A 23,045-nucleotide genomic window follows, 5' to 3' on the forward strand; every position below is an offset into this window, starting at 1 on the left:
TGGATGAAGCCGCGGTTCCGTATCTTCGACGTCGCGTAGAGCGTCCGCCCCCTTTCGACACGAGCGGCCAGCAGAACGCGCGAGGGGCATCCTTCGTTCTCTGGCGGGTCCTCGACCGCGGTACCGTTCGTCCGTCGATTTCGAAATGCTGATATCCGGCAAGCGTCGACCGCACTGCGGACTCGCCAGAATGAATTTCGTCTTCAAATTCGACAACTTGAAAACACGCACTGCGACCAATTACCGTTGACGATCACGCCACCGCGACCTACAGGATGAGGACGCAGGTGATTGGTTCATTCGGCGAGAAGCCGGATCCGGCGGTCGTGCGTATGATCCATCGAGAGGCTCATTTTCGCGGGGGAAACACCGTTCGAGACATCGTCATCGGGATGTCCGACGGATTGACGGTCCCCTTTGCTCTTGCCGCGGGCGTCTCTGGCGCCGTTGCGCAATCCCGCATCGTCCTTACAGCTGGGCTCGCCGAGGTCGTGGCCGGGGCCATTGCCATGGGCCTCGGTGGATATCTCGCGAGCCGCGGCGACGCCGAACATTATGCCAGCGAGCTGGCTCGGGAGAGGCGCGAGGTCGAGGAGTACGGGGAAAACGAAGCCCGCGAGGTCGAGGAGCTGTTCGCCGCCTACGGCGTCACCGCCGCCGAGGTCGCGCCGATCGTCGGGGCATTTCGGAGGAACCACGAAGCGTGGGTGGACTTCATGATGCGCTTCGAGCTTGGCCTCGAACGACCGGAACCTGGTCGCGCCTTTCGAAGTGCGGCCGCGATCGGTGGTTCGTACGTCGTCGGAGGCTTCTTCCCGCTCGTGCCCTACATGATCTTCGAGAACGTTCGACAGGCGCTCCTCGTCTCCGCCGTCGTCACGCTTGGCGCTCTCTTCACCTTCGGCTGGCTGAAGGCCCGCGTGACCGGAGCTCCCTCCGTTCGAGGGGCGATCCAGACGACAATCGTCGGCGCCCTCGCCGCCGGAGCGGCGTTCGGCTTGGCCCACCTCTTCGCTTAGAGCCAACGCCGTTCGGATAAGCAGCCATCGGTCTGACACCGATGAATCCGACCTGAGATTTTTCACAGAAGGGCGGAAGGGCGGAAGTTTTTGGGGCGGAGAGCCGACCAATCGCGCGACACCGCGTCGGCATTGGCGTAATTCAATTTCCCAGCAAGCGGATTTGGCGCGTTACGCGGGACGATAATAAATCCTTCCGACCTTCCGACCTTCCTGTAAAAATTGTCTACCTATCCGAACGGCATTGCGCTTAGCACGTCGCCGATGACGGCCTAGCGTTGGCCGGTCGTGGCGCCCTCATTGCGGGATCTCCAGAATGACGGCGTGATCGCTCATCGTGAGCGACACCGTGCTGACGTTCGATAGCGTCTGGGTCGGCGTCGTCCCCTTGGTGACGTCGTACACGTTCACGGTCGTGCGCGTGGTGCCGAGATTCACCGCCACGGCGTCCGTTCCTTTTGCATTCTCGTCCCAGACGACGAGCTCGAACGTGCCGTTGCTCTTCTGGAGCAAGAGATCGTGCACGGTCTCAGGCTGATTGGGTATCGAGTAATTCAACTTTCCGGGGTTGGCGAGCGGCGTCGCATCCGCGATTGTCGTGGTCAGATTGTGGATATATGTCGCCGCGAGCTTGGGCTGGATGCTCGCCGTGTAGAGCCCTTGATCGCCCGTGCTGCCTTGCTCGTCGACGAGCTCGTAGATGAACGTGTACCGCCACCCTTGCTTGAACTGGGACAGATAGGTGTTCACCAAGACGACGCCCTGCACCGACTGTCCGCCCGGCGAGTTCGTGCTGTCCCACCCCGTCTCCGTCGTCACGCGAGGCAGCGTCGCGATCTGCATCTCGGAATATCCCGCGTAGTGCTTCAGCCAGGTGGAACCGAATTCCCCCCACAAGCCGTCGCCGATCCAGGGAGTGTTCTTGGCCGAGCTCGCCGCGTTCCACGCCATGTTGGACTCGTAGACGTTCGCATTGCCGCTGACGTAGTTGTGGCAATTCGCGTAATCCGCATAAACGGTGCCGTCCGGCATGGATAGATTGGAGCCGTTCGGGATGGTGAGAAACTGCAAGCCGACATTGTCGATCTCGGCGCCCTCCTCCGACACGGTGAACACGGGATACGACTTGAGCACGGCGTCGCTCTTGGCCAGCTCGTAGAGGTCTCGCTGACATTGGGCGACGGGGAGCCAGGTGCCTGCACCGCCCCCTTTCTGCCCCTTGTACGTGACGGTGAAGTTGTTGGGCTCGTTGGTGCCCTCGAGCGCGAGAAGCGCGCCAGCCGCGGCGAGCTGCTTGCCGGCAGCGATCTGACCGTTCAGATCGCAATACGAGACCAGGTTCACGAGCACGCCGGTCTCCTGGTGAACCATGAGGGTGTTCGACACGTTCTCCGCGCCCTCGCGAATGTTGCGAACGCCCAAGAACTTGAGCGGCGCCACGTAGTCATGGGCGTTGTAGCCCTGCGCGATGTGCGTGTTCACGCCGAGCGAAGACAGAAACGTATCCGCGCTCACGGCCACGACGCCGGTCGCATCGCCGCGCGCGCCCGTGCCGGTGTCTCCACCGCTGCCGTCTCTCGGGTCGCTTCCGCTGCCGCTCCCGCCATCGATGTCGGGGCGGCTTCCGTCACCCGCATTCGACATGGAGCCCGTGCCGCTCGTCAAAGGAGATTCACTCGAACAGCCAATGGCGAGGGCCGTGAGTGAGAAGGCGGCGAGCGTGGTGACCATACGGCGCTTCCTGAGGCAGCTGCGATGCATGGCTCGCGGTCCATACAAGCGGCGTACCGCGACAGGGAATGGCCCGTGCGAACGCTTCATCGGCTCCCTTTCGAGAATCGACACCTCGCCGAGTGAGCGCGATCAGCTCTCGCCCGAGATCACTTTGCTCTCACGACACGAGGGACGCGTCGGCGCTTCGGGTCGGTCGGCCGACGAAAAAAAATGGATTCCGCAATGACTCGCAGAAGGAAGGAATCGTCGGATCGTCCGTACGTCCTGGCAGCCGCAACCTCAGTTCACCGCTCTTACGACGACAGACTCGTTCGGTTCGTCTCAATGTGTGGACACGAGTCTTCAACTGAGCCGGGTGGCGACGAGCAACGGAAATCAAGGAGTCGAACGATGTTCAAACGAACGCTTGGATTGGCAGCGCTCTCCGTGATGGCCGCGGCATGCACGGCCGCGGGCGACGACGCGATGACGTCGGAGGATCAGGGTGGGGCCCTCGTCATCACGCCGACCGGCACCGACGCCCGAGGAGCGTTGCTCGTTCAAGCGCCGCCGGGAGCCACCGCCGTTGGCGAGGTCGCGCTGTCGAACGAGATCAACGGCGTGCAGCAAAACGTCACCGTGCTGGGTTCGATCGGACAGACCATCACGGGACTCGCCCCAGGCTCGCGCCGATTCTTCATCCGCACGGTCCTGGATCACGAGAACCTGATCGAAGAGTCTTTCGATACCGACATCGCGGCGGGGAAAACGACGACGCTCATGAGCGCGCAGGCCGTCATCGACGCCACGGGTCCCCGCACGGTGGGTCTCCGCGGGACGTTCGACGTGCGGAACCCGCGAAATCTGCGCATTCTTCCTTCGCTCAGCACGCCTTACAACACGGCCGAGAATCCTGCCTACGGCAGCAGCAAGCGCTCGACGGCACTAGGAACCGTCACCGGGGACAACGTCACGTTCGGCCTTTGGGGAACGACGTATCGGGTGGCGTTCGGAATCCTCGACGGCGCGGAGTTCAAGATCAATGCTGGAACGACCGGCCACGCGAAGCTCACGGAGCCCGCGGGGCGACGTCGCGCTCGCATCGTCGCGCCGGATTCCCGAACTCTTCCGATCGCGTCCTGCAATGGTCAGAACTCGGATGCGTACGTCCTCAGCACCAACGATTACGGCTCCCCATCGTACGCCTCGGGTCGCCTCGGCGATGGCGAGAGCGTCGAAGTGGGCATCGCAAGTTGGATTGACTCCTCGAAGCACTACTTGCTCCAGAACGCCGTGTGGGGCAGCCCGATCGACCTGCCCACGGGTGCCCCCGGTGATGCGCCCGCGGACCTCGTCCTCGAACATCTCGACATCGAAGACGTCGTCATCGACGGCGCGAACAAGGTCCGTGGCACCTACGAAGTCCGGCGCGCCGACAGCCAGAGCAACTTTCTCAGGTGCAAGCTGCCGACGAACACCGGCGTGGACATTCCCCCGGCACATGGCGGGTCGAGATCCACTACGACGTTCCGTCGGGACCGAAAACGGACGTTCACGTCGTCACCGTGCCTTGACGCGGAAAAGCTCTCGCGAAGGAGCGAGCCGTGTCGGGGAAGGATTTGTTCCCCGCCCCGTACCAGGAAGGGTGAAGACCTTCCCGCGGCTCGCTGGCTCGTTGCTCCTCGCGACACTCCTGGCTTGTGGCTCGACAGTCGAGCGGGACGACCCCACGTCCCCTCCGGTCAACACATCCACTCCTGACGCCGGCGACACGTCGATCGCCGATGGCGATGCCGCGACGGAGTCTCACGAAGGCGGCAGCGACGGAGGCGCGACCGACGGAGGCCCCGCCGAGCCGGACTCGCCCGACGCCGGTTTGCCCGACGCCGGCTCACCCGATGGTGCGGCTTCGTGCACGCCCGGTGCGGCGTGCACCTCCACGAATCCCTGTCGAGCAGGTCGAATCGCGTGCTCGGGGTCGCCGACGTGTGAAGAGGCGACTGCGCTCGACGACGGAACCCCATGCGGAGACGGCTCCGCGTGTCGAGGCGGTACGTGCAAGGCCGGCGCGCCAGTCACGATAACGGGAACATGCACGTACCGAGAGACGCCGAGATATCTCTCGTGCCCGACCGGCATGGCGTGCCGTTGCTACGACTCCGGATACACGCGCTTCAAAGACTCTCCTGCAAAGCTCGCGTCCTGGCTCTCGAGCACCGCGCTCGAAATCACCGGCGGTACGCTTCCGACGAACGACATCCTGCCTGCGTTGCCGCAGTCGAGCGTCGCTCTCGGAACGACGAGCCCGCAGACCGGCTATTCGTATCCCTACTACGCAACCGTCAACGGTTCGAAGGTCACCGTGAAGATCTCCATCAACGTCGGCTCCGTCCCGGAGAAAGCCGTGAAGTATACTTCGGCAGATTGCGGAACCGGGGGCAGAACTCTCGAGTGCACCTTCGCGACGCCGTGACGCGGGCCGCCTCATCGACCGCTCGACACGAGATGAGCTCGAAGCGACGTACGGTGCCAGAGATTGTGAGGGACTGGCTCGCCTTCGGACGACGATTGGACCTTCCTCAGAATCCGAGATCAGGCCAGTCAGAGATCAGATCCTCGATGGCTTCGAATGGTGCCCTCTCCCTGGCCGCGAGCTCGACTTGAAAGAGGTCCGTGTTCGGAAGAGCAAAGCCGACGATGCCGTTCTTTCCGAAGAACTGCATTTTGCTCCAGGCCCACGCCGGCAAGGCGAGCGATGAGATCTTGCGTTTGAGTTTGCGCAGCTCCGAAGCGGAAACGCCATCATTCGTCGCGCGGAACGGAGCGAAACAAAGAACGGCTTCGTAGATCACCATCTGGATGAGAAACCCGGAGAGCGTCGTTGCCTCCTCGATCCACGGATCTCCAAAGGCGTTCCCACGTACGAAGACCGGCGGATCGGCTTCGGAGGGGTCAATGGCCCATTCGCACACCCCCTGATTCTCGACGTAGAAGGTGAGTTTGCCGTCTTTGACGACAAGGTCATCGGCGCCGACGAGCCTGTTTTGCCCAAACAGTTGGCGCTTCGCCGCAAGTCGGTATAGCCGACGCAAGGGTTCCGGGAGTCTCTCGAACTCCGTGCGCTCGGAAGCATCGACATTCGCCGTGTCGGCCGTGCCCGGCGCGTACCAGCGCTCGACGAAGACCTCCATCGCGTTCACACGGTCTGCCATCGTGCTCTGAGCGGTCAATGCGACGATGGGCTCCTCCGGCGCGGGTGGTGGCGGCGCATTGGCGGCGCTTACGAGTTCACGCCAGAACGCTTCGGACAACGGCTCCGAGAGACGGAACAAGATCTTGAAACCATCTCGGCCTGGACTTCCAGCGCGTACGAACGAAGCGTTGCCCAAATAGAGGGCGCTGTCTTCATGGCGGCGAAGAAACAGATGAATGGGTTCAACCCGCATGCGGGTGGGTACATCGCGCCGCCAGTGAAGCTCCGAAGGCGACGGCATTGCTCCGCCATCCTTCCCGCGGAGGGAGACGAAGAGCCCGAAGGTGCCATCGTGCATCAGGCACGGTCCGTCCAAACCGATACCGGCACGAAGCTCTCTGGAGGAGTATTCGGTCAGGGGAACGAACGCCGTCACGGTGAGACGGACGCCTTGAGGTCGTCGTACTGCGCGCGCACTTGGTCGGGCGAAATCGAGTGACCGCCCGAGAACTCATGGAGCGTGAAGACGTGGCCGGCCGCTTCGAAGTCGGCCTTGTCCTGGCGCGTGACACTGATGGGATTCTGGTCTTGGTCGCCGTGAACGTCGCTCACCGGGATCTTCCACTGCGCCGCGGACGGCGGATAACCGTTCTGCCGCGCAAAGGAGGTATTGGCGCCGCCCATCGCGAGTCCGGAGAACTGATTCGCCGCGCCGATTCCAAGCAAGTATCCGTAGAACCCGCCCTCGGAGAATCCCCAGAGGATGTGTTTCTTCACGAAGACGTTGTAGCAGTCGTCGATCTCGGGCATCAGATCTTGAATGTCGTTGAGATCCGCGACAGTCCAATTGTGCCCATTGGGATCGCCGTTCGTCGCCGGACGTGATCCGCTGGGCGCGACGAGGACGAGCTGCTCCTGATCGGCGATCGGCTGCCAGAGCGCGGTGAGCTCGCCAACGCCGTCAGAGTCCTGACCGTGCATCAAGATGACGACCGTGTGTCCGACGTTCGGATTGTACGTCGCCGGCGCGTAGACGTGGAACGAGAGCCCACCCGCCTGCTGGCCTGCCGTAATGCCCGTTGCGTGGGCTTTGTATTTACAATTGGGCTTGTCGGCGCCGGTCGAGGGCAGTGCTCCTGCGTCGGGCTTCGCTCCTCCGCCGTCGTCCGTGTGGCTCGGCGCACGCGCGTCCTCGTCTCCATCGGACGAAGTCGGAGACGGCTCGGCAATCGGCGCGTGGGCCGGCCCAGCCGCCTCCTCCGTCGAAGCGCTGGAGCACGCAACCCCCGCTGCGACCGCGAGCGTGAGCGTCAAGGCAGGCATGCTCGACGAGCGCACACGACGATTCCTGACCATCTTCCTCTGCTCCCTTCGCCCCCGGCAAAGCCGATCGAGCCCGGCCTTCCCTGTCGAGGATAGAGGAAGTCGCAGACGACGGGCGAGCTACTCGGGTCCCGCGTCGATGCCGAGCTTCGTTCCGCGATCCCAACGATTCACGGCGACGGGTGCCATCGTTGGCCGAGGGCAGCCTACGGCGCAGGGCCGAGCTCCCAGGGCGGCGGCGTCATGCGCGCCTGAAGATGCTCTAAGAAAGTCTTCACTTTCGGAGAAATATGGCGCGCACTCGGATACACCGCATGCACCGGCACCGATGGGGCGTTCCAATCAGCCAGAACGCGCGTGAGGCGGCCGGAACGTAGCTGCTCGACGCATTGGAAGGCCGGAAGTAGGGCGATCCCCAAGCCCGCGGTCGTCACCGCGTGAAGCATGTCCATGTCGCTTGCTGAAAGGCGCGGTGACAGCGCGACGTGCACGGTCCTTCCGTCCTTCTCGAGGCGAGGTCCTACGCCCTCGAGCCCGGCGCCGAAGAACAAGAAATCGTGATTCGCCAATTCTTCGGGCGAGCGTGGGCGGCCATGCTTCTTGAGGTACGCGGGAGTCGCGACGAGAAACCATCCCACGCGTCCAAGGCTCCGCGCGACGAGCGACGAGTCGGCGAGGTTGCCCGCTCGAATGCCGAGGTCGAAGCGTTCCTCCACGAGGTCCACAGAGCGCGTGGTGGTCACGAGCTCGATCCGCACCTCGGGGTGGCACTTCAAGTAGTCGCTGATGATGGGCGCGAGGAACGTGACGTTGGGGCCAGCGGTCACTCGGAGAGGGCCCCGAGGCGAGTCTTGCAAGCTACTCACCGCACGCTCGGCATCTTCCACCTCGGCGATGATGCGCGCGCAGTAGTCGTAGTAGGTCCGCCCCACGTCCGTGAGGCTCAGCTTGCGCGTCGTGCGCTGGAGAAGGCGGGCGTTCAAGCGCTTCTCGAGGTCAGACACCTTCCTGCTCACCGTGGACTTCGGCATCCCAAGCAGAGCCGAGGCTGCGATGAAGCTGCCGGTCTGCACGACGCGCGCGAATACCTGGATTTCGTTGAGATCCATGCCTGATTATCCCATAGGTGGGAGAGTCCATCCAGCTCGACCCGACTAATCCATCCGGCGGGACGATCGTATTGCTTACCCATGAAGACGGCGCGTGACGGTTGCCTCGGTGGCGCCCGATCGCTCCGACACCACGAGGGACACTGTCATGGGCAACAACGACTGGAACATCGACACCGCCCACACGGCCATCAACTTCTCGGTCCGCCACATGGTGATCTCGAAGGTTCGAGGTCGCTTTGCGAAGTACTCGGGCACCATCCGGCTCGACGACGGCGACGTCACGCGCTCGTCCGTCGACGTGAGCATCGATGCTTCGAGTATCGACACCGGCGTCGCCGACCGCGATACGCATCTGCGCTCCCCGGACTTCTTCGACGTGGAGAACTTTTCCGAACTCCGCTTTCGCAGCAAGCGGATCGAGCAAATCGAGAAGACGCGGTATCGGGTCATCGGCGACCTCTCGATCCGGGGGGTGACGCGCGAGGTCTCGCTGGACGCCGAGTATGGCGGTCGCGCAACGGACCCCTGGGGCAATGAGCGCGTCGGCTTCGTCGCGAAGACCACGATCGATCGAAGTGACTTCGGCCTCACCTGGAATCAGGCGCTCGAGGCAGGCGGCATCCTCGTCGGCGATCGCGTCGAGATCGACCTCGACGTCGAAGCGGTTCGGGCCGCTGCGCAAAGCGTCGCGTGAAGGCACGCTTCGGAATTCAACACCATCCGTCTCGAACGAAACGAGGAGAGATCATGAATACCATCGCTCGAAAATTCCCCACGGTTGCGCGCCTTGGCCTTGGCCTCGTGTTTGCCGTGATGGGGCTCAACAAACTCATCCCGTTCCTTCCGCAACCGCCCGTCTCGGGACCGCCGGCACAGTTCTTCGGCGCCCTCATCGCGACTGGCTACATGCTCCCGCTTTTGGCGATCACCGAGGTCGCTTCCGGCGTCATGCTCCTCTCGGGTCGATTCGTTCCACTCGCGTTGACGCTTCTCGCGCCCGTGCTCGTGAACATCGTCGGCTTCCACTTCTTCTTGGCGCAGGGCGGCTTCGCTCTGCCGCTGATGCTGCTCGGTCTCGAGGTTTACCTCGCTTGGGCACACCGCGACGCGTTCGCCCCCATGCTTCGTATGCGGAGCCTGCCGAATACGACGCGGATTGGTACGGCCGATCGCAAAGCGCTCGCCGTTGCCGAGGCACGCTGAAGAAGACCGGAGGCCTCGCGCCGGGCTCGGAGGCCTGTATCGCCCCCCCCGGCGCGCTGAGCCATAACGAACACCACTATCAAGCAGAGGAATAGCCATGTTGGCACATCGGATTGAAAGCCCCATTCGCGAACTCGTGTACCGCACGCGCGGACGAACGCGCGGCCCCATCACGCGGCTCGTGAGCCCGTCGGATCTTGGCGAGCTCATGAAGCCGTTCGTCTTCCTCGACCTGGCCGTCTTCGAGGGCAACGAGCGGATTCCGATGGACCAGCTCTGGCATCCGCACTCGGGCATCGCGACCGTGACCGTGATGCTCGACGGTGCTGTCCGCATCGCCGAGACGACTGGCACGGACGACGTCCTCCCGGCCGGGAGCATCGAGTGGATGCGCGCGGGAAACGGCGTGTGGCACACCGGACAAGCCCAACCCGGGCACGTCAAGGTGTTCCAGCTCTGGGTCGCACTTCCGCCCGAGCTCGAAAACGGGCCGAATCAGGCTCATTACGTCATGCCTGACGAGGTGCCGACGGACGGCCGCGTCCGCGTGATCCTCGGAAGCTACGATGGCCTGACGAGCCCCATCGCTGCGCCGCCGCGGATGACGTACCTCGTCGTGAGCCTTCAGGACGGCGAGCGATGGACGTTCACACCGCCGAAAGACCATGACGTGGCCTGGGTCGCAGTCGGCGACGGGGCCCTGCGGACCACCAGGACCGCCATTCCGAACGGCGAGCTAGCAATCTTCGCCGAAGGTTCGGAGCCACTCGACTTCGTCGCCGATGGACCGACGCGCTTCGTGCTCGGGTCAGCGCGAAAGCATCCGCACGATCTGGTGCTCGGAATGTATTCCGTGCACACGAGCAAAGAAGCGCTGCAGAAGGGGGAAGCCGAGATCCGGCGTATCGGGAACGAGCTCCGCGCGAATGGGACGCTCAGGCGCTGATTGACGATCAGCCGGAGTATTGGGGATCATCACGGCGTCCGGTCGCAAGGGCAGCACGCGCGGGCACGAACTGCTTGGCCGACTTCCAGAGCTGCCTGTTGATGAAATCGGGGGCGAGGCGGCGCATGAATGCGAGCGCGTTGGCCTGCCCCGGCCGGATCTCGCGCGCGCCGGCCTTGAGGGACTTCAGGGTCAGCGTCACCAACTCGTCCGGGTCGATCATGGTGAGGCCATCCGCTTTGGAGAGCTCGGTCGTCATCTCCGTCTTCACCGCGGGAGGCATGACTTCGATCACCTCGACCCCTGCGTCCTCGAGCTGGAAGCGGAGTGACTGGGTGAACGAGTGGATCGCAGCCTTGGTGGCGCAGTAGATCGGTGTGCAAGGCGACGGCACGAATGCAAGGGCGGACGACATGTTGATCACCGTCCCCTTGTTGGCCGTGAGAATGTCGATGAACGCGGACGTCATGCGGATGACACCGCCCACGTTGATGTTCATCTCCGTCATCAACCCGGCCAGGTCGGCCGTGGGTATCGAGAGATTCTGGTAGAGCATGACGCCCGCGTTGTTCATGAGCACGTCGAGGGTGGGAAACTCCGCTTTCACGCGCGACGCGAGGGCACCGATCTGCTCCGGATCCGCCACGTCGCTCTGGATCGTGTGGAGCTTCGGGTGCTGCGCCTTGATCTCGTCGAGCACCGCCTGACGTCGACCGGTCACGATGACCTCGTTACCGAGCTCCAGGAACTTGCGCGCGAACGCGAGGCCGATGCCGGCAGAGCCGCCGGTGATGAGCATGGTGCGGCCGATGAGCTTCATGGCTGTCCTCCCTTTCTAGAACGAACGATACAGAACAAGTCCTAGCAGTTTTGTAACGAACGTCATAAAATTAAGAACCATGGTCGGCCGCCCTCGCTCCTTCGACCGCGACGATGCACTGAAACGCTCCTTGATGGTCTTCTGGAAGCACGGCTACGACGCCACGTCGATCGCGATGCTCACGGAGGCCATCGGCATCGGTGCGCCGAGCTTGTACGCAGCGTTTGGCGACAAGCGTGCGCTCTTCGACGAGGCGCTGGGCTACTACGCCAAGACCTACGGCGCCTTTACCGTTCGTGCGTTCCAGGAAGAAACGAGCGCGCGCGCCGCGGTCGAGCGTCTTCTTCGTGAGGCGGCAGCGATGTTCGCGGGCAAGGACCATCCGCCCGGTTGCCTCGTCATCAGCGCCGCCACGAACTGCTCACCGCAGTCGGCCTCCGTGCAGAAACGCCTCAAGTCGTTTCGCTCGATGACCGTCCGCGCGCTCGAGGAGAAGATGCGTAACGACCAATCCGGCGGAGCCTTGCCTCCGGATGTCGACGTTCGCGCACTCGCCCTCTTCTACTCCGCCATGCTCCAGGGAATGTCGGCACAGGCGAGAGACGGCGCGAGCCGCGCGGAGCTCGAGGCCATCGCCGAAGCGGCGCTCCAAACGTGGCCTCGATGACGCGGCGTGCCTTACGCGAGTCGTGATGCGCGGTCTCGCAACAAGGAGCGAGCGTGGAGCTGTCCACACGCGGCGCTGATCGACGAGCCGAACTGCTGCCGTCGTGTCGCGTGGACTCCACGAGCATTGAGCTGGGCCACGAACTCCGAAACCTGATGGGAGGTCGGCGCTCGGTAGCTCGCGTCCGCACCGGACGCTGCATTGTAGCGAATCACGCTCACGTGAAAGAGCTCCGGGCGCGTGCGCGATTTCACGAGCTCGGTGAGCCCCTCGAGGTGTTCCGCGGAGTCGTTGACATTCGCGATCAGCAAGTACGCGAGATAGACCTTCCGGCGCGTGGCGACGACGTGCTCGTCGAGGACCTCGAGGTTCTCGCTGAGTGGGAATCGCCGCTGGAGAGGAATGAGCTCGGCGCGCTGCTCGGCAAAGGGAGAGTGGACCGAGAGCGTGATCGTCACCTGGGGATGCTCCTTCGCGAGCCGTCTCAGATTGGGCGCGAAGCCCACCGTCGAGACCGTAATGCGTCGAGGAGAGAAGCCCCCATATCCGGGCGTCGTCAGCAGATCGATCGCCGTAAAGGTATGTGGATTCGCCAAGGCTTCTCCCATTCCCATGAACGCGATGCTGTCCGCGAATGCCGGAATGACCTGCTGCCATCTCGGATGCACGACCTGCGCACAGATCTCGTCGGCTGTGAGGTTCTGTACGAGCCCGATCGCACCGGTCGCGCAGAAGGTGCAAGCGAGACCGCAGCCTGCCTGCGAGGACACGCACACGGATGACCAGCCTGCTCGGTACCGAGACAACACCGTCTCCACGCGCGCCCCCGAGCGGGTCTCGAAGAGGACCTTCTCGACCTGTTCCGCCTCCTCGACGGCGACGGGCACGAGGGGAGCGACGCTCGGGCCGAAGCGCGCGGTGAGCGCCTGGCGAAGGGAGTCCGGTAGCTCCTGCGAATTGGCGAACGCCGTCCCTCGCTGTTGCAGAGAGAGAACGAGCTGCCGGTAGCGATAGTGCGGCGCTCCGATGCTCCCGAGATACTCGTGAATCTCGCGGAGGATCGTTCCGGGCGGCGGATGGGGAAGCTCGTGGACGAGCGGTGAACGGCGCCGCGTAGCTTTCGATCGTGCGTGTGGACCCATGGGGTACTCCGTGTTTGGTGAGATGAAATGACGGTCGATGCGTCATGCTCGACCTCGATGAGAGGAATGAGAGGACGGGGGGCTCCCCGCATGAGCTTCATCGCTAGCGAGCGCGCGAGCGCACGCGGGAAGCCGTCCTCCGGAACGAATGACCAACCAGCGCGCGCCTGCACGCGAACGTGCGCTCGGAACGCGACCCCGCAACGCGCTGCGCTCCTCGAGACCCGAGAAACCAGGTGCACGGGAGGCGAAAACTTAGGCGCGAAGGTGCCGAAAACCTAGGCGGCGAGAACCTCCGCGAAGGTGGCGAGCGCGAAGCGCGAGCCTCAAAAATAACGAGCTAACGGCTGGGCATCGACGACGCGGAGGGCGCGTCGGGGCGGACGATAGCACCATCGGCCGAGGAGGCCAGCGATTCAGCGGGCGATGCGCGTCTGGACTTCCTCGAGTGACAGATGACCCAAGAATCCGCCGGCGCTCGTCGCCGGCTTCTCGTCCTCGATCGCGTGGGCGAAGATCACGGCGGGATCGGCTTCCAGCTTCTCGTAGTGTCGGAGCAGCCTCGGATAGTCGCGCGGGTCGATCATCTTGGCGCCCGTTGCAGCCAAGAACGGCGCCCAGCGAGCGACACCGATGAAATAGGCATCGGCGATGGTGCGCTTGTCGCCGGCCAGCCATTCGTTGTTGCCCATCATCCGTTCCAGATCGGCGTGGGCCTTGGCAACGCGCTTGCGCCCGCTGTGGCGCAGCATCTCCTGCATGGCCGGATTCTTCTCGCCCGTGAGTTCCATGTCGTAGGCCTCGAAGCCGGGAAAGAACGAGGCCCAGAAGTCCGTGTGGAGGAAGGCCAGCACCTGGTTCAGATGGTCTTGCTCCGGAGACCCCGGCGCATAGACCAGAGTCCGCCGCGGATCGCGCCCCGCGAGGTGCTGGAGGATCGCCGAGCTCTCGCTCAACGGGACGCCGCTCTCGCGCAGCAGGGTGGGCACCTTCTGCACCGGGTTGATGCGGGTGAAGCTATCGCTCTTCGCATCGAAGGGCAGGTTGAGGCGGCTCAGCCGGTAAGGCTGTCCGAGCCATTCGAGCGCGACGATCGATCCGAACGAGCTGGCGGCGTGGTTTCCGTAAAACAGTACCGGTTCCATGAAGTGTCTCCTGTCGTGTGATTCGGTAGCGACAGGATGCATCCGTGGACGATGCTCGCGTAGACTGCAAAAGGCAGACATATTGTCCACGTTCGTGGACAGCGCGGACGTCGGATGAAGAAGCGAAACCTCAACGACCTCTACTATTTCGCCCAGATCGTCGAGCACCGGGGCTTCGCCGCGGCGAGCCGCGCGCTCCGCATCCCGAAATCGACGCTGAGCAAGCGGCTGCTGGAGCTGGAGAAAGAGACCGGCACGCGCTTGATACAGCGCGACACGCGCAACTTCGTCGTCACCGAGATCGGCGAGGAGATCTATCGCCATGCAGCGGCGATGCTCATCGAGGCCGAGGCGGCCGAGAACGTGATCCAGGGACGGCTTGCCGAACCGAGCGGCACGGTCCGCATCACGGCCGCCGTGCCGGTCGCGCAGCAGAAGCTGGCGCCGCTACTGCCACGTCTGGCGATCGCCTATCCGAAGATTCGCATCGTCATGAATGCGACCGACCGCTACGTCGACGTCATCCAGGAAGGCTTCGACATCGCGCTACGTTCGCATCGCGCTCCGCTGGCCGATTCGAATCTGGTCCAGCGTCGGCTGGCAGTCGAAGCCAACTGGCTCGTTGCTTCGGCCGAATACCTCGCGCGCGTGGGCGTGCCGGCGCGTCCCGAGGACCTCGCCGAGCACGACGGGATCGTGATCTCGCCCTCCCAGAATACGTGGACGCTCGAAGACGGGCGCGGACGTAAGACCACGGCCTCGCCACGACCGCGTTACTTCGCGGACGAAGCGGTTCTCCTGTACGAGGCGGCCAAGGCGGGACTCGGCATCGCGAACTTGCAGAGCCCGTTCTGCGCCCCGATGATCGAGTCCGGCGAGCTGGTACGCGTGCTCGCCGACTGGACCGGCGGCATGATCACCACGACGATGCTCATGCCGCACCGCCGCGGGCAATTGCCGTCGGTCAGCGCGATTGCCGACGAGCTAGCCGCGGCGTTCTCCGCTCGCCGATAGAGGGCGCGCGAGACGCGAGGGTGGGCGATCGTCAGGGCTTTTGGCCGATGAGACCGGTCTCTTTGCGGACCTTCTTCAAGAACGTCTTCGTCGGCTGACCGTGGGTCGACTCATGCTCGATGATCTCGCGCGTCACGCGCTCCTTCGTCGCGTCCGGGATCGTGGTCGACTCCTTGATCTGCTTGGCGAGGGCCATCCCTTCGGCGGAGGTCGGCCACGTCTGCTTTTCGACAACCGCCGCGCGGTTCGTCGGACGATGGTGCGATTCCTTCGTCTTCGTCACGTCGTGGAAGCCCGTGTCGGCGCGACGCTTGCCGCTCCCGTGGCAGCTCGGACACTTTGCGCGCTGCCCCCAGGCGTTCTCGATGTGGCCGTCACCGCCGCAAACCCCGCAAGGCTCCGGCTCGGGAAACCGCCCGCCGCCACCACCACCCGAGCCGAACCGTGAGTTGGTCATGGTGAGAACGTAGCTCACTCTCGGCATTGGCGTACGGGAGTAAAGGGTGCTCGTGCTCGCCGTACTCGTTCGCGAGCCTCGGCGATTCAATGCCCTCAAGCGCCGGCTCGAGGGCATCGCAGAGCACGTGCTCACGCAGACGCTGCGGAAGCTGGAGCGGAACCGGCCGTCGTACTGCGATAGATGCCGAGCTTTTTCATGCGGCCGAGCAGCGTCGTTCGCTTCATGCCGAGGCGAGCCGCCGCTCCGTCGGGGCCGGCCACGACCCAGTTCGTAGCGTCGAGCACACGAAGGATGTGCGCTCGGTCCACGGCGGCCAGGGTGCTCGCGCGCGTGTCCGAGGACCGGGGCGTGCTCCGATGGAACGCATGAAGCTCGAGCTCGTGGCCTTTGGTCACGATGACCGCTCGTTCCAGCACGTTCTGGAGTTCGCGAATGTTGCCCGGCCAGTCGTGCTGCATGAGCGCTTCGATGACCTTCGGCGGAATATGGGGCATCGGTCGCTTCATCCGGGTGGAGAACACCTCGACGAAGTGCCGGACGAGCCCCGGGATGTCCTGGCGGCGCGCCCGGAGCGGTGGAGTCTCGATCGGAAAGACGCTCAGACGATAGAAGAGATCTTGGCGAAACGTCTTCTGCTCGATCATCGTGTCGAGATCGCGATGCGTTGCCGCGATGAGGCGAGCATTGCATTGCAGCGTCTTCGAGCCACCGACCCGCTCGAACTCGCGCTCCTGGAGGAGCCGCAGGATCTTGGGCTGGAGATCGAGCGGAAGCTCTCCGATCTCGTCGAGGAACAGAGTGCCATCCTGCGCGAGCTCGAATCGGCCGATGCGCCGGGCCACGGCCCCCGTGAACGCGCCCTTCTCGTGTCCCATCAGCTCGCTCTCGAGGAGCCCGAAAGGGATCGCCGCGCAGTTGATCTTCACGAAGGGACCGTTTCGCCGCGCGCTCGACTCATGGATCGCTCGAGCGATCAGCTCCTTGCCGGTCCCCGTCTCCCCGCGGATCAGCACCGTCGCGTCCGTCTGCGCCACCGTCCTCACCTGACTCAGGAGGCTGCGGAAGACCGAGCTCGTCCCGATGATGCCTTCGCCGGCGTCTTTCGAGCGCTCGTGACCTTCCTTCACGCGCGCGCTCACGCCTTGGCTTGCTACGCGTCGGTGGGCGTCGTCGGTTTCAACGGCTCGCAAGATGGCAGCGAGGAGTCGATCGGCATCGAGCGGCTTCGTGAAGAACTCCGTCGCGCCCGCCTTCATGGCCTCGACCGACATCGGGACGGTGGCATGCGCGGTGAGGAAGATGATCGGGACTTGGATCCCCGCACGCGTCAGCTCCCGCTGCAGCTCGAGCCCGCTGAGCCCGGGGAGCTCGACGTCCAGAACGAGACAGGCTGGCGAGCTCGCGCTGTCTCGGCCGAGGTACTCCTGAGCGGACGCGAAGGTTTCGACGTTCAGCCCTTCGGAGCGAACGAGTGCTGCGATCGCGTCGCAGATCGCAGCATCGTCATCGACGATGCAGACAGGGTTCGTCATCGGTCCTCCCGGTTGGTCCGAACGGTTCGGTGATGATGTCAGAGTGCCGCGGGCGCTCCCCTTCGTCGATCATACGTTCGTATGTGTCTGTACCAACGGCCCAGAATTGCCGGGGATCGTGAAGACGAATGTCGTGCCGCCATCGTCATTGGATGCCGCCCAGATCTTGCCGGCGTGGTCCTCGACGATGGACCGGCTGATCGATAGCCCCATTCCCATCCCATCCGCCTTGCTCGTGGCGAAGGATTCGAAGAGTCGATCCTTGAGCCTCGGATCGATCCCCACGCCAGAGTCCTGCACCATCACGCGAAGGGTGCCGCCTCCCGCCGCGTTGCTTGCGATGACCAGCTTGCGAGGTCGCTCGGTAAGCGAGGCCATCGCATCGATGGCGTTCACGATGAGGTTGATCACGACTTGCTGGATCTGGACACGATCGCCGAACGCCATCGGCAACTGTCGGTCGAGGTCCGTCCGCAGGGCCACGTGATGCTTGTGGACTTCGGATCGCGTCAGCGCGATGACCTCCTCGATCGCGTCATTGATGTCGAAGGGTCCCTTCTCCGTGCCGGTCCGTTTGAAGAGGGCGCGGAGGCGCGCGATGACGTCGCTGGCGCGTGTTCCCTCTGCGGCGATCCGAGCGAGCGCAGCGCGGCCCTCTTCGATGTTGGGCGTGGCGCCGTCCAGCCAGCGAAGGCCTGCCTTCGCGTTGATCACGATGGCCGTGAGCGGCTGATTGACCTCGTGAGCGATCGAGGCGGTCAACTCTCCGACCGTCGCGATGCGCGTGGCATGGGTCAGCGCCGCGTGGGTCCGACGGAGCGCCTCTGCAGATTGGACCTGATCGGTAACGTCTTTGATCGCTCCGACGAGCTCCATGCGGCCGCCCTTGTCGAGAACCGCATGCGCCGCCACGTCGAGGTGCTTCACCCGTCCGTCGGGTGTGAGGAGCCGATGCTTGAACGTGAAGTCCTGCGCATCGCGGCGCGAGCGTGCGATGACCTCCTCGAAGGCCTCGAGGTCCTCGGGGTGAACGAGGCGACGGACGACCTCGACGCTGGGCTCCGTGTCAGGGCCGAGCTCGAAGATCCGGAAGGACTCGTCGGAGAAAGTTATACTCTCCGGAGCGAACCGCCAGACGAACAGCCCCGTGACGCTGAGCCGTTCGGCCTGCGTGACGTAGGCGCGCTCTCGCCGAAGCTCGTCGAAGAGGCGTGCGTTCTCCAGCGCGGTCGCCGCCTGAGCGACGAGCAGCTTGAGCAGGGAGAGGCGCGCCGGTGTGAAGACATGCGGCGTCAGGTTGTTCTCGATGTAGAGGACGCCGGACAGCGCACCGGGCCGCTGCAATGGGAGGCAGAGGACCGAGCGACACTTCGTCGTGCGAAGGTAGACGTCGGCCGAGAATTGGTTCTTGGCCGACGCGTCGTCGAGCGCCACGCTCTCTTGGGTGCGCATCACGTAGTGGAGGAGCGATTCAGGCAGGTCTGCGGGCTTCGGCGGACGTTGCCCGAGGACGACATCGACGCCGTTGCGCCCCGTATGCGCCTCGGCTTCGATCGAGAACCCACGCGGGCTCGAGAGCACGAGGAGGGCGCGCTCGGCGCCTGCGTTCTCGACGGCAAGGACCATCAGCGTGCGGAGCAGCTTGTCGAGCTCGATCTCGCCCGAGACTGCCTGAGAAACCTTGAGCACGGTCGCAAGATCGAGATGCTCCACTTGGGCGTCGATCGACGTCGTCGTGCGGATCGTTGCGAGATCGGGCTCGAGCTCCGGATGCGACGCGTCGAGCTGAGCGACCTTGCCAGCCGCGCCCCAGCGCAAGTAGCGCGCGCGAGCACTCCGCAGATAGGCACGCGCGATCGTGCCGAAGCCGCGCCTGGCGTAGAACGTCGCCGCGCGCTCGTAGGCGAGAGCCTCGTTGTGCACGAAGCCGCGCTCGCTCGCGTGATGAATCGCGCTCTCGTAGAGTTTTTCCGCCTCGAGCTCGCGCCCCTGCATACGGGCGATCTCCGCACCGATGAGGGCCGTCCGATCAGCGTACGTCGCGGGGCAGTGGCGCTCCCAGTTGGCCAGATGCTCGTACTGGCCCACGACGGCGCCGAGGTGGGCGCTCCGCTCGCTCGTCGCTGCAACGTCATAGGCTGCAGCCCGAACGAGCGCCGAGTAGAAGCGGTACTCGGCGAGCTCGAACATCGACATGATCGCCCAGATGCGTGACGTCGCCTCGACTTCGGCCTCGAGAGCAGCGGCGAGGCGTCCCGCGAAGTAGTGCGTTTGCATCTTGCGGACCGAGTGCCAGCTGGTACTCGGGGCGAGCCCTGGCGCGCGCATGCGCCGATCGAAATCGTCGGCATCTGCGAAGGGCGCGAAGTCCGCCGGTGCGCCCCGCAGGGTCCTTATGAGCCAGAGCTGCGCGACGAACGCACCGGTGACGCCCGAGAACTGGGCGCTCCGCACCGCGGCCAGACGCGTCTCGACGTCGCGTTGAATGTCGTCGAGCGAATCTCCGCTCGCGAGGCGGAGCGAGATCAGGTGATTGTTGGTATAGGCGAGAGGAGAGGTGAGGCCTTCCACCGCTTGCTCGGCCGCGCCCCGCGCAGCGTCGACCGCGCGCTGCACGATTACGCGGCTCGCGGCGAGCGTCCTCGTGAAGGGGAAGATGTGTTGGCCGATGAGGACGTAGATCCGCGCGAGATACCCCTCGCACCCGAGACGCTCGACGAGCGCGAGGGAGAGATCCGCGAAGCGGGCCGCGCGCTCGTATTCACCATACCGGCCGCCGAGCAGCATGCCGAGCATCGCATACGCCAGCGACGATCCTTCACAGTTGCCGTGGGCTACACTGAGCCGCACCGTCCGGATGACGACGAGGCCGATGAGGTTTCGATCGCTGAAGAGCGTCGCCGGCAGCAACGTCAGCAGCACCTCCATGGTGGCCATCGCGCCGGCATCGACCATCGCCGGGGCGTCGACCAAGGACTCGATCGGTCGATCCCGAAGCTCGTTGCGGAGCTTGGCGTGCTCTTCCTCGAGATCCTCGTCCGTTGGCCGCGCGGACCAGTCGATGTCGTCGTCGCGCAGCGCCTCGAGGCCGACCTCGTTCGCGCGATCGTAGCGACTGCGTGCCGAGTAGAGCGCAATCCGCATGCAGGCGATCCGCGCCAGGTCCTCGCGGCCGACCGCATGCTGCCTCGCGCTCGCGAAGCGCTGCTCCGAAGCGTGTACATCGTCCGTCAGGAACTCGCATTCCGCCGCGAGGAGCGCGATCGTCATCGCGAGCTCGTACTCGGAATGCCAGGCGTCCTCGGGAAGGAGCGACCATGCCGTCTTGAAGTAAGAGAGCGCAGAGTCGTAGGCCGTCGCCTTCTTGGCCCACTGCCCGGCGACGACGTCGAGCTTCGCGATCCGGACCCGGTCCTCCGGCATGGTCACGAATGCCAGACCACGATTGAGCTGCCCGGCGACCTCGAACGCGGTCTCGGCGTTCTTCTCGCTCTCGAAGGTTTCGGCCAGCAGCCAGCCGACACGAAGGTGCGAGGCAGCCCGTGATGCCTCGGGCTCGAGCACGTAGGCGGCCTCGTGGATCCGGTCGTGCAAAAAGCGATAGGTGCCGTCGAGCCGCGCGACGAGCCCGGCTTGCACCGCGTCCTGCAGTCCTTCGTGGACCGCGGCCTCCGTGGCGTCGTGGACGAGCGCGAGCGTCGCGCTCGATGCGCTGTTGCCGAGCACGGCGAGCAGATGCAGCATCTCGCCCGTGGCCCGTGGAAGACGGCGCAGGCGGTCGACCATCAGATCGACGACGTTGTCCGTGAATGCGCGCGGAGCGATGAGCGCTTCGTCCCATAGCCACGCGCCGGCTGCGGCGTCGTAGAAGAGGATCCCGTCCTCGGCGAGTGTCGAGACGAACTGGATGGTGAAGAACGGATTGCCGGCCGTCTTGGTGTGGACCAGCTCGGCGAGCGACGTCACGCGTTCGGGCGGGCCCCGCAACGAATCCGCGAGGAGGCGACTCACGTCCTCGCGCACCAGCGGAGCGAGCACGATGTCCTGCACGTCCACGCCCGCCTCGCGGATCGCCGTGAGCTTCGTGCGGAGCGGGTGATTCGAGCCCACCTCGTTGTCGCGATACGCGCCGACGATGAGCAAGTGGATGATGCCGGGATCGGTGAGGACGAAGAACAGGAGATCGAGCGTCGCCGCATCGACCCACTGGAGGTCGTCGAGGAAGAGCACCAGCGGATGCTCGCGCGCGAACACCCCGATGAAGCGAAGCAGCGTGCGCTGAAAGAGCTTCTTCGCAGCCTCGGGCGGTACATCACTCGGCGGTCCCGGCGGTCCGACGATCTTCTCGAGATCCGGGATCATCGTGAGGAGCGCATGCCGCGCGCCGCCGATCGCTTCCTCGATCTCGTCTCGCCAACGTGCGAGTTCCCGTTCCGGGGAGCCGAGGATCATCCGCACGAGGGCCTGGAGTGCCTGCGCAAGCGACGCGTACGGAATGTCCCGCTTGTATTGATCGAGCTTACCGGCCGCGAAGAGGCCACGCGGCGGAACCAGCTCCCGGTGAAGCTCGTTCACGACCGATGACTTCCCGATACCCGAATACCCGGATACCAGCAGAAGCTCAGCGCGCCCGCTCGCGACGACTCGATCGAATGCAGCGACCAACGCTGCGATCTCCGCCTCGCGGCCGTAGAGCCGCTCCGGGAGCATCAGCCTGTCCGGCGCGTCGTGCTCTCCGAGCGTGAAGGGTTCAATGCGCCCGTCGGCGCAGAACGAAGCGAGGCAACGGCGCAGATCGGCCTCGACTCCGACGGCGCGTTGATAGCGATCCTCCGCCCGCTTCGCGAGGAGCTTCATGACGACGGCCGAGAGCGCCTCGGGGATCGACGGATCTCGCTCGGACGGAGGTATCGCGCACCGAGCGATATGACAGTGCACGAGCTCCATGGCGTCCTCTGCGACGAAGGGCGGCTCACCGACGAGGAGCTCGTAGAGCGTGACGCCGAACGCGTAGAGGTCGCTGCGCGAATCGATCGAGCGGTTCATGCGTCCGGTCTGCTCGGGCGCCATGTACGCAAGCGTCCCAGCGATGACCGCCAGCGGCTCGGGGCCCTGACGATGTCGGAGCTGGCGAAGCGTAAGGCCGAACCCGGTCAGGCGGCTCTCTCCCGTGTCCAAGCTCGCCAGGATGGCGGCGGGCTTCACGTCACGGTGAATCAGGCCACGCCCATGCATCGCACCGAGCGCTCGGGCGATGCCGATCGCGACGCGCAGGAGCTGGTCGAGCGCCATTGGCCGCGGAACGCGAGCCAGGGTGTCGCCGCCGGGATCGGCAAGCACGAGCACAGACCGGTCCTGCGCGACGACGAGATCGAGGACACGCGGGCTCCAGGCGGGATCGAGCTCGTCGCGGAGCGCAAACCACCGCTCGAGGCGAGCGATGCTCTCCGCAGAAGGATGCTCGAGGGCGGTCGTGATCGCGATGATCGACTCGCCGTCATACTCCCTTGCTCCTCGACCAATGAGGAGCTCGCCGTCGTGATCACACGCCGTAATGGCGTATCCGGTCAACTTCACGATTCTTCGCCGTACGCCACGGAGCAGCCCACCTTGCCGCGCGTCTACGAAGCTGTCTTGGAAAGACTTGCGCGTTTCGGATGAGTCGCGGCGTCAGCCGTCGTCGGGCGCAAGGTCTCGAGCTTCTCGCGGGCCCAGTTCGAAAAGCAACGTCGATGCCAGCGCGGAATTCCGGCCCA

At 64.5% G+C, this 23,045-nt stretch carries 18 protein-coding genes and 1 pseudogene; 9 read left to right on the top strand and 10 right to left on the bottom strand.

Features of this window, described 5'->3' with window-relative positions; genetic code table 11:
* The first annotated feature begins 332 nt into the window (after window positions 1-332).
* Window positions 333-1,019: a VIT1/CCC1 transporter family protein gene (locus AKJ09_RS07620; protein ID WP_146655462.1), complete on the top strand. Its 687-nt coding sequence runs from the start codon at window positions 333-335 to the stop codon at window positions 1,017-1,019.
* A 297-nt stretch (window positions 1,020-1,316) separates the two neighbouring features.
* Here AKJ09_RS07620 and AKJ09_RS07625 read toward each other — a convergent pair whose 3' ends face one another.
* Window positions 1,317-2,780 carry a glycosyl hydrolase gene (locus tag AKJ09_RS07625; RefSeq protein WP_146646526.1) on the bottom strand — a complete coding sequence of 488 codons (1,464 nt, stop codon included), beginning with the start codon at window positions 2,778-2,780 and terminating at the stop codon, window positions 1,317-1,319.
* Window positions 2,781-3,143: 363 nt separating this feature from the next.
* Here AKJ09_RS07625 and AKJ09_RS07630 point away from each other — a divergent pair, with 363 nt between their 5' ends.
* Together AKJ09_RS07630 and AKJ09_RS52775 are read left to right on the top strand one after the other, a co-directional pair.
* The gene (locus tag AKJ09_RS07630; RefSeq protein ID WP_146646527.1) at window positions 3,144-4,493 is read left to right on the top strand and encodes a hypothetical protein; all 1,350 of its coding nucleotides are present in this window, start codon (window positions 3,144-3,146) and stop codon (window positions 4,491-4,493) included.
* Window positions 4,408-5,205, top strand: coding sequence for a hypothetical protein (locus tag AKJ09_RS52775; RefSeq protein ID WP_169927355.1), 798 nt, complete (start codon window positions 4,408-4,410; stop codon window positions 5,203-5,205). The genes AKJ09_RS07630 and AKJ09_RS52775 overlap by 86 nt, the downstream gene beginning before the upstream one ends.
* Window positions 5,206-5,311: 106 nt before the next feature.
* Here the strand turns inward: AKJ09_RS52775 and AKJ09_RS07640 are convergent, their stop codons facing one another.
* From AKJ09_RS07640 to AKJ09_RS07650, 3 genes are all read right to left on the bottom strand, one after another.
* Window positions 5,312-6,226 (bottom strand): hypothetical protein, encoded by a 915-nt coding sequence (locus AKJ09_RS07640; RefSeq protein ID WP_146646529.1) that lies wholly within the window; start codon window positions 6,224-6,226, stop codon window positions 5,312-5,314.
* A 131-nt stretch (window positions 6,227-6,357) separates the two neighbouring features.
* Window positions 6,358-7,239 (bottom strand): alpha/beta hydrolase, encoded by an 882-nt coding sequence (locus tag AKJ09_RS07645; protein WP_146646530.1) that lies wholly within the window; start codon window positions 7,237-7,239, stop codon window positions 6,358-6,360.
* A gap of 215 nt (window positions 7,240-7,454) precedes the next feature.
* Window positions 7,455-8,357 carry a LysR family transcriptional regulator gene (locus tag AKJ09_RS07650; RefSeq protein WP_146646531.1) on the bottom strand — a complete coding sequence of 301 codons (903 nt, stop codon included), beginning with the start codon at window positions 8,355-8,357 and terminating at the stop codon, window positions 7,455-7,457.
* Window positions 8,358-8,505: 148 nt separating this feature from the next.
* On the opposite strand from AKJ09_RS07650, the gene AKJ09_RS07655 reads away from it, so the two are divergent.
* From AKJ09_RS07655 to AKJ09_RS07665, 3 genes are all read left to right on the top strand, one after another.
* Window positions 8,506-9,054 carry a YceI family protein gene (locus AKJ09_RS07655; protein WP_146655463.1) on the top strand — a complete coding sequence of 183 codons (549 nt, stop codon included), beginning with the start codon at window positions 8,506-8,508 and terminating at the stop codon, window positions 9,052-9,054.
* A 53-nt stretch (window positions 9,055-9,107) separates the two neighbouring features.
* The gene (locus AKJ09_RS07660; protein WP_146646532.1) at window positions 9,108-9,563 is read left to right on the top strand and encodes a DoxX family protein; all 456 of its coding nucleotides are present in this window, start codon (window positions 9,108-9,110) and stop codon (window positions 9,561-9,563) included.
* Window positions 9,564-9,660: 97 nt separating this feature from the next.
* A complete protein-coding gene (locus tag AKJ09_RS07665; RefSeq protein WP_205633634.1) occupies window positions 9,661-10,509 on the top strand; it encodes a pirin family protein in 849 nt (282 codons plus the stop codon).
* A 7-nt stretch (window positions 10,510-10,516) separates the two neighbouring features.
* Here AKJ09_RS07665 and AKJ09_RS07670 read toward each other — a convergent pair whose 3' ends face one another.
* Window positions 10,517-11,329, bottom strand: coding sequence for an SDR family oxidoreductase (locus AKJ09_RS07670; RefSeq protein WP_146646533.1), 813 nt, complete (start codon window positions 11,327-11,329; stop codon window positions 10,517-10,519).
* Window positions 11,330-11,408: 79 nt separating this feature from the next.
* Between AKJ09_RS07670 and AKJ09_RS07675 the strand changes: the two genes are divergently transcribed.
* On the top strand, window positions 11,409-11,996 hold the full coding sequence (locus AKJ09_RS07675; protein WP_146646534.1) for a TetR/AcrR family transcriptional regulator: 588 nt from the start codon (window positions 11,409-11,411) through the stop codon (window positions 11,994-11,996).
* Window positions 11,997-12,007: 11 nt separating this feature from the next.
* On the opposite strand, the gene AKJ09_RS07680 is transcribed toward AKJ09_RS07675, so the two are convergent.
* Together AKJ09_RS07680 and AKJ09_RS07685 are read right to left on the bottom strand one after the other, a co-directional pair.
* Window positions 12,008-13,138 carry a radical SAM protein gene (locus AKJ09_RS07680; protein WP_146646535.1) on the bottom strand — a complete coding sequence of 377 codons (1,131 nt, stop codon included), beginning with the start codon at window positions 13,136-13,138 and terminating at the stop codon, window positions 12,008-12,010.
* A 416-nt stretch (window positions 13,139-13,554) separates the two neighbouring features.
* Window positions 13,555-14,451 carry a glutathione S-transferase family protein gene (locus AKJ09_RS07685; RefSeq protein WP_240488412.1) on the bottom strand — a complete coding sequence of 299 codons (897 nt, stop codon included), beginning with the start codon at window positions 14,449-14,451 and terminating at the stop codon, window positions 13,555-13,557.
* On the opposite strand from AKJ09_RS07685, the gene AKJ09_RS07690 reads away from it, so the two are divergent.
* Window positions 14,398-15,297: a LysR substrate-binding domain-containing protein gene (locus AKJ09_RS07690; RefSeq protein ID WP_146646536.1), complete on the top strand. Its 900-nt coding sequence runs from the start codon at window positions 14,398-14,400 to the stop codon at window positions 15,295-15,297. The genes AKJ09_RS07685 and AKJ09_RS07690 overlap by 54 nt on opposite strands.
* 31 nt (window positions 15,298-15,328) lie before the next feature.
* On the opposite strand, the gene AKJ09_RS07695 is transcribed toward AKJ09_RS07690, so the two are convergent.
* Window positions 15,329-15,754: a molecular chaperone DnaJ gene (locus AKJ09_RS07695; RefSeq protein ID WP_146646537.1), complete on the bottom strand. Its 426-nt coding sequence runs from the start codon at window positions 15,752-15,754 to the stop codon at window positions 15,329-15,331.
* A gap of 46 nt (window positions 15,755-15,800) precedes the next feature.
* Here AKJ09_RS07695 and AKJ09_RS56020 point away from each other — a divergent pair.
* A pseudogene (locus AKJ09_RS56020) lies at window positions 15,801-15,917 on the top strand (winged helix-turn-helix transcriptional regulator); the annotation flags it as partial.
* On the opposite strand, the gene AKJ09_RS55500 reads toward AKJ09_RS56020, so the two are convergent.
* Together AKJ09_RS55500 and AKJ09_RS07710 are read right to left on the bottom strand one after the other, a co-directional pair.
* Window positions 15,886-17,289 (bottom strand): sigma-54-dependent transcriptional regulator, encoded by a 1,404-nt coding sequence (locus AKJ09_RS55500; protein WP_275936613.1) that lies wholly within the window; start codon window positions 17,287-17,289, stop codon window positions 15,886-15,888. The pseudogene AKJ09_RS56020 and the gene AKJ09_RS55500 sit on opposite strands and share 32 nt — an antisense overlap.
* A 69-nt stretch (window positions 17,290-17,358) precedes the next feature.
* Window positions 17,359-22,866 carry a trifunctional serine/threonine-protein kinase/ATP-binding protein/sensor histidine kinase gene (locus AKJ09_RS07710; protein ID WP_146646538.1) on the bottom strand — a complete coding sequence of 1,836 codons (5,508 nt, stop codon included), beginning with the start codon at window positions 22,864-22,866 and terminating at the stop codon, window positions 17,359-17,361.
* Window positions 22,867-23,045: the final 179 nt, after the last annotated feature.

Source organism: Labilithrix luteola (assembly GCF_001263205.1).
GTDB lineage: Bacteria > Myxococcota_A > Polyangia > Polyangiales > Polyangiaceae > Labilithrix > Labilithrix luteola.

What these genes read in the sequence shown, in the direction of transcription:
- AKJ09_RS07620 (WP_146655462.1), top strand. Translation starts at nt 333, where the DNA reads ATGATCCATCGAGAGGCTCATTTTCGCGGGGGAAACACCGTTCGAGAC.
- AKJ09_RS07625 (WP_146646526.1), bottom strand. Translation starts at nt 2,780, where the DNA reads ATGCATCGCAGCTGCCTCAGGAAGCGCCGTATGGTCACCACGCTCGCC.
- AKJ09_RS07630 (WP_146646527.1), top strand. Translation starts at nt 3,144, where the DNA reads ATGTTCAAACGAACGCTTGGATTGGCAGCGCTCTCCGTGATGGCCGCG.
- AKJ09_RS07640 (WP_146646529.1), bottom strand. Translation starts at nt 6,226, where the DNA reads ATGCCGTCGCCTTCGGAGCTTCACTGGCGGCGCGATGTACCCACCCGC.
- AKJ09_RS07650 (WP_146646531.1), bottom strand. Translation starts at nt 8,357, where the DNA reads ATGGATCTCAACGAAATCCAGGTATTCGCGCGCGTCGTGCAGACCGGC.
- AKJ09_RS07655 (WP_146655463.1), top strand. Translation starts at nt 8,506, where the DNA reads ATGGGCAACAACGACTGGAACATCGACACCGCCCACACGGCCATCAAC.
- AKJ09_RS07660 (WP_146646532.1), top strand. Translation starts at nt 9,108, where the DNA reads ATGAATACCATCGCTCGAAAATTCCCCACGGTTGCGCGCCTTGGCCTT.
- AKJ09_RS07665 (WP_205633634.1), top strand. Translation starts at nt 9,661, where the DNA reads ATGTTGGCACATCGGATTGAAAGCCCCATTCGCGAACTCGTGTACCGC.
- AKJ09_RS07670 (WP_146646533.1), bottom strand. Translation starts at nt 11,329, where the DNA reads ATGAAGCTCATCGGCCGCACCATGCTCATCACCGGCGGCTCTGCCGGC.
- AKJ09_RS07675 (WP_146646534.1), top strand. Translation starts at nt 11,409, where the DNA reads ATGGTCGGCCGCCCTCGCTCCTTCGACCGCGACGATGCACTGAAACGC.
- AKJ09_RS07680 (WP_146646535.1), bottom strand. Translation starts at nt 13,138, where the DNA reads ATGGGTCCACACGCACGATCGAAAGCTACGCGGCGCCGTTCACCGCTC.
- AKJ09_RS07690 (WP_146646536.1), top strand. Translation starts at nt 14,398, where the DNA reads ATGAAGAAGCGAAACCTCAACGACCTCTACTATTTCGCCCAGATCGTC.
- AKJ09_RS07695 (WP_146646537.1), bottom strand. Translation starts at nt 15,754, where the DNA reads ATGACCAACTCACGGTTCGGCTCGGGTGGTGGTGGCGGCGGGCGGTTT.
- AKJ09_RS55500 (WP_275936613.1), bottom strand. Translation starts at nt 17,289, where the DNA reads ATGACGAACCCTGTCTGCATCGTCGATGACGATGCTGCGATCTGCGAC.